Source organism: Hallerella sp., from assembly GCF_022776125.1.
Lineage (GTDB): Bacteria > Fibrobacterota > Fibrobacteria > Fibrobacterales > Fibrobacteraceae > Hallerella > Hallerella succinigenes.
In genome coordinates, this window is sequence record NZ_JALFIA010000078.1 from 26,726 (window position 1) to 35,033 (window position 8,308).

Here is an 8,308-nt window from a genome sequence, read left to right on the forward strand (position 1 = left end):
ATTTGGTGATGTCCATCACCTTTGGCTTTTGGGGTCTAAATGTGGTGAATCGGATGTGTAGTGGTTATGACGGGTCGGACCGCCCCCTGTGGTCGGATTTCGTCATGGATTGATCTTATTGGAGATCGTAAATGAGTCAAAAGAAATCAGTATCTGTATTGTTTTTAACAGCTGCAATGTTTGCTAGCGGTGCGTTTGCTCAAGACGCCCCACAGGAAGCACCGCAGGCTTCTGAAAATAATCCCCCATCCCTGAATGGTATTCCGGGCGAATCAATTCAAGAAGGCGGCCAATTCGCTCCAATCAAGTTGGATGAATATGTCAGCGATCCTGAAGAAGCTCCTGCCGCGCTGAACTGGAAGATTACTGGCAATAAGAACCTGGTAGTGAAAGAAGATAAGCACGTGGTAACAATCCAGACTCCGAACCAGTATTGGAACGGTTCTGAAGACATCACGTTCACTGTTACAGATTCTAAGGGTGCTTCGAGCTCTGAAACCGTGAATTTCACAGTCGAATCGGTGAACAATCCGCCGGTCGTTTCGAAGATCCCTGACCAAACGATTGACGAAGGCAAAAAGTTTGCCCCGATTAAGCTCGACAACTATGTCGAAGACGTCGATCATCCGAAGGATCAGATCGCATGGGAATATGAACTGACCCCGATCGCAAAGGAACAGGCTGAAGGCGAACTCTCCGTCGAAATTTCGAAGGACCGCATCGCAAACGTCGTCGTTCCAGACACGAACTGGTATGGTGCTTATAAGATTACGTTCATTGCGACTGATGGCGAATACGCTTCCGCCAAGACCGATGCAAACTTCACGGTCAATTCGATCAATGACGCACCGATCGTTCAGAAGGCTCCGGATCAGACGATCCAAGAAAAGGAACAGTTTGAACCGATCAACCTTTCCGACCTCGTCAGCGATGTCGATGATGATGTTTCAAAGATCAAGTGGTCTGTTTCTGGCGGTAAGGAACTCAAGGTCAAGATCGATAAGTACAACGTGGCTGAAGTCATCATTCCGAACGAAAACTGGAATGGCCCGACCGAAACGTTCGAATTCAAGGCAACCGATCCGAAGGGTGCTTCTGCAAGCTTCACGACTTCTTTCACGGTGAAGTCTGTGAACGACGCTCCGGAATTCGTCGATATGATTCCGGACCAAACGATCATGGAAAAGCAACAGTTCCAGCCGATCGATCTTAGCAAGTATGTCAAGGATATCGACCACAAGTTCGAACAACTGAAGTGGGAATTCTCTGGCAATAAGGATCTCAAGGTCCAGCTTGCAGGTAAGAATGCAAAGATTTTGATTCCGAATGCTCTTTGGAATGGCTCCGAAACGATCAACTTCAAGGTCACGGATCCAGAAGGAGCAAGTGCTGAGGCTCAGGCAAACTTCACTGTCGAATCTGTGAATGACGTTCCGCAGTTCGTGAAGCAGATCCCGGCTCAGACGATTGACGAAAAGAATCAGTTCGCACAAATTAACCTCAACGACTTTGTCAAGGATGATGACCACAAAAAGGAAGAACTTTCCTGGGAAGTCGAAGTGAAGAGCGTCGGCAAAGAACATCCGACTGGTCCGCTCTTTGTGAATATCGACGAAAAGCATGTCGCCAAGGTTGAGATTCCGGACCCATACTGGAACGGCGCCGCTGTCGCAACGTTCAAGGTAATTGACCCGGAAGGCGCAGAAGCAAAGCAGGAAGTGAAGCTCACTGTCCGCTCCATCAATGATCTCCCGGTCTTCAAGAAGATTCCGGACCAAACGATCGACGAAAAGGCAATGTTCGACGGCTTTGCTCTCGACGATTACCTCTCTGATGCAGACCATGATCTTTCTCAGTTGAAGATTACCGTTTCCGGCAACAAGGAATTGAAGGTCAATGTGGACAACAATCGCATGGTCTCCATCCAGACTCCGGACATCAACTGGAACGGTTCTGAAACTGTGACATTCACCGCTACCGATCCGGATAATGGCAAGGCTTCTACTTCTGTCAAGTTCACGGTGAACTCTATCAATGACCCTCCGGTCATGAAAGACATCCCGTCTCAGACGATCAAGGAAAAGGAAGAATTCAAGCCTATCGAACTCGATAAATTCGTAAGCGACCTCGACCACCCGGCTAACAAGCTCAAGTGGACGATCTCTGGCAATAAGGACATCAAGGTTACCCTCGATGCAAACCGTAAGGCTTCCTTCAAACTCCCGAGCATGAACTGGCACGGTTCTGAAGCAATCACCTTCAAGGTAACGGATCCGGAAGGCGCTTCGAATGAACGCACCGTCAACTTTACCGTGGAATCGGTGAACGACGCTCCGGAATTCGTAAAGAAGATCCAAAATCAGACAATCAAGGAAAAGACTCAGTTCAAGACCATTAACTTGGGTGAAATGGTCAAGGATGCTGACCACAAGCTTTCTGATCTCAATGTGGCTGTCGAAGTGAAGCCGGCTCCGGGCGTGAAGAATACGCAGGGTGATCTCCAGGTGAATCTCGATGCAAAGCTTGTTGCAACGATTGCAATTCCGAACAAGTATTGGAACGGTGCAAACGTCGTGACCTTTACAGTCACGGATCCGGAAGGTGCTAAGGCCTCCGAAACGGCAACCTTCACGGTGGAATCCGTGAACGACGCTCCGGTTCTGCAGGAAATCAAGTCTCAAACGATTAATGAAAAGGCTCAGTTCGCTCCGATCAACCTCGCCGAACTCGTTACCGATGCAGACCATGCCTTCGATAAGCTCAAGTGGACGATCACCGGCAATAAGGATCTCAAGGTCAATATCGACAAGGCTGGCACAGCAACGATCGCAATTCCGAACCAGCTCTGGAACGGTACCGAAAAGATCACCTTCACGGTAACGGACCCGGAAGGCGCTTTGGCGAAGCAGACCGCAGTCTTTACGGTAAAATCCATCAACGATCCTCCGGTGATGAAGGACATTCCGTCTCAGACGATCAAGGAAAAAGGCCAGTTCAAGTCGATTAAACTTGACGACTACGTTAAGGATCTCGACCATCCGAATAACAAGCTCAAATGGAACATCACAGGTAATAAGGATCTCAAGTTCAAGATTGACGCGCAGCGTGAATTCTCTGTGGTGATCCCGAACAAGTACTGGCACGGTTCTGAAACTGTCCTCTTCGAAGTTGTGGACCCAGAAGGTGCTAAGGATTCTCGCAATGTGACCTTCACGGTGGAATCTGTGAACGACGCTCCGGAATTCGTAAAGAAGATCAACGATCAAACGATCGACGAAAAGAAGCAGTTTGCTCCGATCAACCTCACTGAAATCGTGAAGGATCCGGATCACAAAATTCAGGATCTCACTTGGGCTTTCAATGTCAAGGGTGCAAAGAATGGTTTGACGGTTCAGGTAGATCCGAAGACTCTCGTCGCTACAGTGGTTGCACCGGATAAGTATTGGAATGGTTCGAATGAAATCGAATTCGTCGTGACGGATCCGGAAGGCGGCAAAGCTTCCCAGACAGCAACCTTCACGGTGAAGTCAATCAACGATGCTCCGGTTCTTGCAAAGATCAATGACCAGATCATTGTCGAAAAGGAAGAATTCAAGGATATCAACCTTGCAGAACTTGTGAAGGATCCAGACGATTCCTTCAAGTCTCTCAAGTGGACGATTACCGGCAATAAGGATTTGAAGATCTCTATCTCAAAGGATGGCGTAGCTTCGATTAAGACCCCAAACAAGCTTTGGAATGGTTCTGAAAAGGTGACCTTCATGGTGACCGATCCGGCCGGTGCTTCTGCTCGTCAAATGGTTCAGTTCACGGCAAAGTCTGTGAACGATCCACCGGTGATGAAAGATATTCCGAACCAGACAATCAAGGAAAAACAGGAATTCAAGGAAATCGAATTGGATGACTTCGTGTCCGATCTCGACCATCCGAAGAACAAGCTCAAGTGGGATATTAAGGGCAATAAGGTTCTCAAGTTTGCCATGACCCCGAGCCACAAGGTTTCGATCAAGACTCCGAACAACTACTGGTACGGCAAGGAAACCGTGACCTTCACGGTGATGGATCCGGAAGGCGCTAAGGATTCCCGTACGGTGACCTTCGAAGTGATTTCTGTAAATGATCCTCCGGTCTTTGTGCGCGAAATCAAGGATCAAACCATTGATGAAAAGAAGCAGTTCGCTCCGATCAAGCTTGACGATATGATCAAGGATCCGGACCACAAGCTGAACACGATCCAGTGGAGCTACAAGGTTTCTAAGGTGAATGCACAGCCAGCTTCGAAGAAGAAGGGCAAGAAGGCTGCAGATGAAGAAGTTTCTTCTGCAGATGGCTTGACGGTAAATATCGACAAGAATCATGTCGCAAAGATTGTGATTCCGAACACGTACTGGAACGGTGCTGCGAAGATTACCTTCACGGCAACGGACCCGGAAGGCGCAAAGGCCAGCTCTTCTGCAACCTTCACAGTTCGCTCGATCAACGATATCCCGGTGATTTCGGCTAACGCACCGAAGGGTGAAACGATCCGCGAAGGTGGCACGTTCCAGACGATCGACCTCTCTACTCTCGCTACGGACGCAGACCACTCTGCAAAGCAGCTCAAGTGGAGCTTCCATGGAAATCGTCAGCTCATGGTGACTTTGAACAAGGACAACACCGTTCAGGTGAAGGTCCCGAATTCTCAGTGGCACGGCAAGGAAACGATTACCTTCACGGTAACCGACCCGGAAGGTGGCAAGGCTTCTCATAAAATGGACTTCGTCGTGACGGAAGTGAACGATCCTCCTGTGCTTTCTAAGATTCCGAACCAGAAGATTAAAGAAAAGGAAACCTTCAAGCCAATCGCTCTTGACGAATACGTGAAGGATCCGGACAACAAGCCGTCTGAAATGACGTGGAAGGTCTCTGGCAACAAGAACCTGAAGGCAGAAATCACCTCTGCAAGAAAGCTTGTTATCATAGCTCCGAACAAGTACTTCTGGTGCAAGCCGGAAACGTTGACTCTCACGGTCACGGATTCGAAGGGTGCATCCGCATCCACGATGGTAACCTTCGAAATCACCTCGGTGAACGACGCTCCGGTTCTGAAGGATATTCCGAGCCAGACCATCAAGGAAAAAGCTCAGTTCAAGGATATTCCGCTAGACAACTATGTGCATGATCCAGACCATCGCAAGAATCAGTTGATTTGGACTGCAGTCGTGCAGAACGTCGAAGCCCCAGCCCCAGCTCCGAAGAAGAAAGGAAAGAAGGGTAAGAACGCTAAGAAGGAAGAACCGAAAGCCGACGAAAAGAAGGTCGACGACTTGACCGTGACGATTGACGACAAACACGTCGCTCATATCGCAGTGCCAAACAAGTACTGGAACGGTAAGCGTACGGTGACCTTCACTGTGGCAGACCCGGAAGGCGCCAAGGATTCCAAGACAATCCATCTCGAAGTTCTCTCGGTAAACGATCCTCCGACCTTCAGCAAGATTTCTGATCAAACGATCAAGGAAAAGGAACACTTCGCTCCGATAAGCCTTCTCGACTTTGTGAAGGATTCGGATCATCCGAAGTCCGCTCTGACCTTCGAAGTTTCTCAACCGCGTAGTCTTAAGGCTTCTATCAATAAGAAGAATCAGCTCGTGGTAACGACTCCGGACAAGTACTGGAATGGCTCTGAAAAGATCAATATCACGGTTCGCGATCCGGAAGGTGGACGTGACGCCCAACAGGTTACTTTCACGGTTACCCCGGTGAACGATCCTCCTGTGCTCAAGGCTATCCCAAATCAGACGATTAAGGAAAAGGAACGCTTTGCTCCGATCGATCTCTCGAAGTACGTGAGCGACCCGGATAACCGTCCAAATGAAATCAACTGGATTGTCTCCGGCAACAAGGCTCTCAAGTTTGACATCCGCGGTTCTCGCGTGAACATCACGACTCCGGATGAATTCTGGAATGGTACGGAAACCGTCGTCTTCACGGCGAAGGATCCGGCAGGCGCTGGTGCAAGTGTGAAGAGTACGTTCAAGGTGATTCCGGTGAACGATCCGCCGCACTTCAACAAGCTCCCGGTTCAGCAAATCAAGGAAAAGAACCAGTTCTCTCCAATCGATCTCACGAAGCTCGTCGTGGATCCGGATAATGACGCATCTGAACTCCGCTGGTCTATCGATGACGGCGAACCGGCTCAGAAGAACAAGCGTGGCCGCATGGGTAAGGCAAAACACCCGACCGTGAAGCACCCGCTCTCTTACAGTCTCTCTGACGCAGGCATCTTGACCGTGACGATTCCGAATAAGTATTGGAACGGCAAGGACCAGGTGAAGGTCAACGCTTACGATCCGGCTGGAGAAAAGGCTTCCCTCGACATCCAGTTCGTGGTGACACCGGTGAATGATCCTCCAGAACTTTCCAAAATTCCGGATATGGTGACGAATGAAGGCAAGAAGTTCGCTTCGATCAAGCTCGACAAGTATGTGAATGATCCGGACCACAAGCCGAATGAACTCCGCTGGTCGATTTCTGGCAACCGTCATCTCGAAGTGATGATCAATGGAAGTCGCGAAGCTATCGTCCGCCCGAGCCGTGCAGACTGGTATGGCAAGGAAACCATCACATTCATCGTGAAGGATCCGGCTGGCGCAATGGCAAAAATCCCGGTGAACTTCGAAGTGAAGCATGTGAATGCGGTTCCGGAAATCCGTCCGATTCACGATGTGACGATACGCGAAGACGCGAACAAGGGTGTTCTCACAACGCTCAAGCTCGATCAGTTCGTGCGCGACCGCGACCATAGCTTCAACGAACTCAAGTGGACGATCACGGGGAACAAGAAGCTCATTGTCGAACACGACAAGGCGCGTAACATTGTGACGATCAAGCAGCCATATGAACACTGGAATGGTGCTCCGGAAACGCTCACCTTTACGGTGGCGGACCCGGAAGGCGCTACCGCTAAGACCTCTGCGAAGTTTACCGTTATTCCGGTGAACGATCCTCCGGTCGCGATCTCCAAGTCTTACCAGACAAAGGAAGGCGAAGCCCTGAAGGTGAGCGCTAAGGAAGGCCTCCTGGAAGGCGCGTTCGACCCAGATGGCAAGCTGGACGCTCGTGTCTCTCTCGTTCGTCGTCCGCAGAACGGTAATGTCGAAATCAATGAAAAGGATGGTTCCTTCGTGTACAAGCCGAACAAGGGCTTCTACGGCCTCGATGAATTCGGCTTCAAACTCACGGATAAGGAAGGCGCTTCCTCTAAGGTGGAAACCGCTGAAATCAACGTGAACTTCAAGATGAAGGACGTCCGCAATTCCGATAACGAAGCGCCGAAGTCTTCTTCCTCGAGTGCGAAGAAGGGCAACAAGCGTCGCCGTTAATCGGTCTTGATTCTCTTTGAAAAAGCCTCCCCCCATTCGGGGAGGTTTTTTGTATGCAAACCTTTTCTTTCGCGGAAAAGCTTTTTTATTTATATTTCATACAAAATGTGAGGAATTCTCTATGAAAAAATCTTTTGTTCTCGCTGGGATGATATCGATTTCCATGTTCTTGGGCGCATGCTCTTCAGAAAGCAACAGTGGTTCCAAGTCTCTCGCTGAAAAGTGCGAAAAGGGCGTTACCGAAAGTTGCCTTGAAGGGGCTACTTGGAGCATGAACGCCTTTTACACGATCAATGAAGGCAATACCGCATATTCTGTCGTTAAGGAATTGAAGTCGGGCGGTGTCGCTTCCCCGTCGACCTTGACCTTTGAAGAAGACGGTTCCTTTACCCTGATCAATTCCAAATCCCTTTACCTGAACAGTGAAGGAACTTGCTTGGGTGAAGAAGAAGCTGGTACGTGGTCTGTTTCGGGTGGTCAGTTGACGATGAACTTCACCATGGGCTGCATGCTCGGCTCGATGGGCTACTCCTTTACGTCCACACCGACAATCATTGACCTGAATGGTTCTACTGCATTGAATCTGGGCGGTTCTTACATTTACAAGGATGCTCCGATTGCGGGCTACTCTTTGTATGAAGTTTTCACGGGTGTCGAAAGATAGTCTGCGATAAAATCGTAAAATCACAGCTCCCCTAGTTCGGGAGCTTTTTTGTTTGCTAAATTGGTGGCATTATGGAAATGGAAACACGTTATAATTGCGAAAGCAATTGAAGCCCGTTGGCATGACCAATGGAATAAATAATTATTAGTGTCCGGTAAAACTTTTTAATTCAACCTGAAATCTAACAAAAAAGGCGACTTCCGTTTCCGGGAGCCGCCGCTTTTGACTATAGTTTCTTTTGCACATAAAACAAATTCAAAAGCACTATGGAATGTAGAAA

2 protein-coding genes are annotated in these 8,308 nt (G+C 49.0%); both read left to right on the top strand.

The window, feature by feature from the left end:
- The first annotated feature begins 131 nt into the window (after positions 1–131).
- Positions 132–7,364 (top strand): tandem-95 repeat protein, encoded by a 7,233-nt coding sequence (locus MR847_RS09160; protein WP_287723590.1) that lies wholly within the window; start codon positions 132–134, stop codon positions 7,362–7,364.
- A 121-nt stretch (positions 7,365–7,485) separates the two neighbouring features.
- A complete protein-coding gene (locus MR847_RS09165) occupies positions 7,486–8,028 on the top strand; it encodes a lipocalin family protein (protein ID WP_100426573.1) in 543 nt (180 codons plus the stop codon).
- The last annotated feature ends 280 nt before the right edge of the window (positions 8,029–8,308 follow it).

Excerpts from the sequence above, each read along its gene's own strand:
- MR847_RS09160 (WP_287723590.1), top strand. The coding sequence starts at position 132 with ATGAGTCAAAAGAAATCAGTATCTGTATTGTTTTTAACAGCTGCAATG.
- MR847_RS09165 (WP_100426573.1), top strand. The coding sequence starts at position 7,486 with ATGAAAAAATCTTTTGTTCTCGCTGGGATGATATCGATTTCCATGTTC.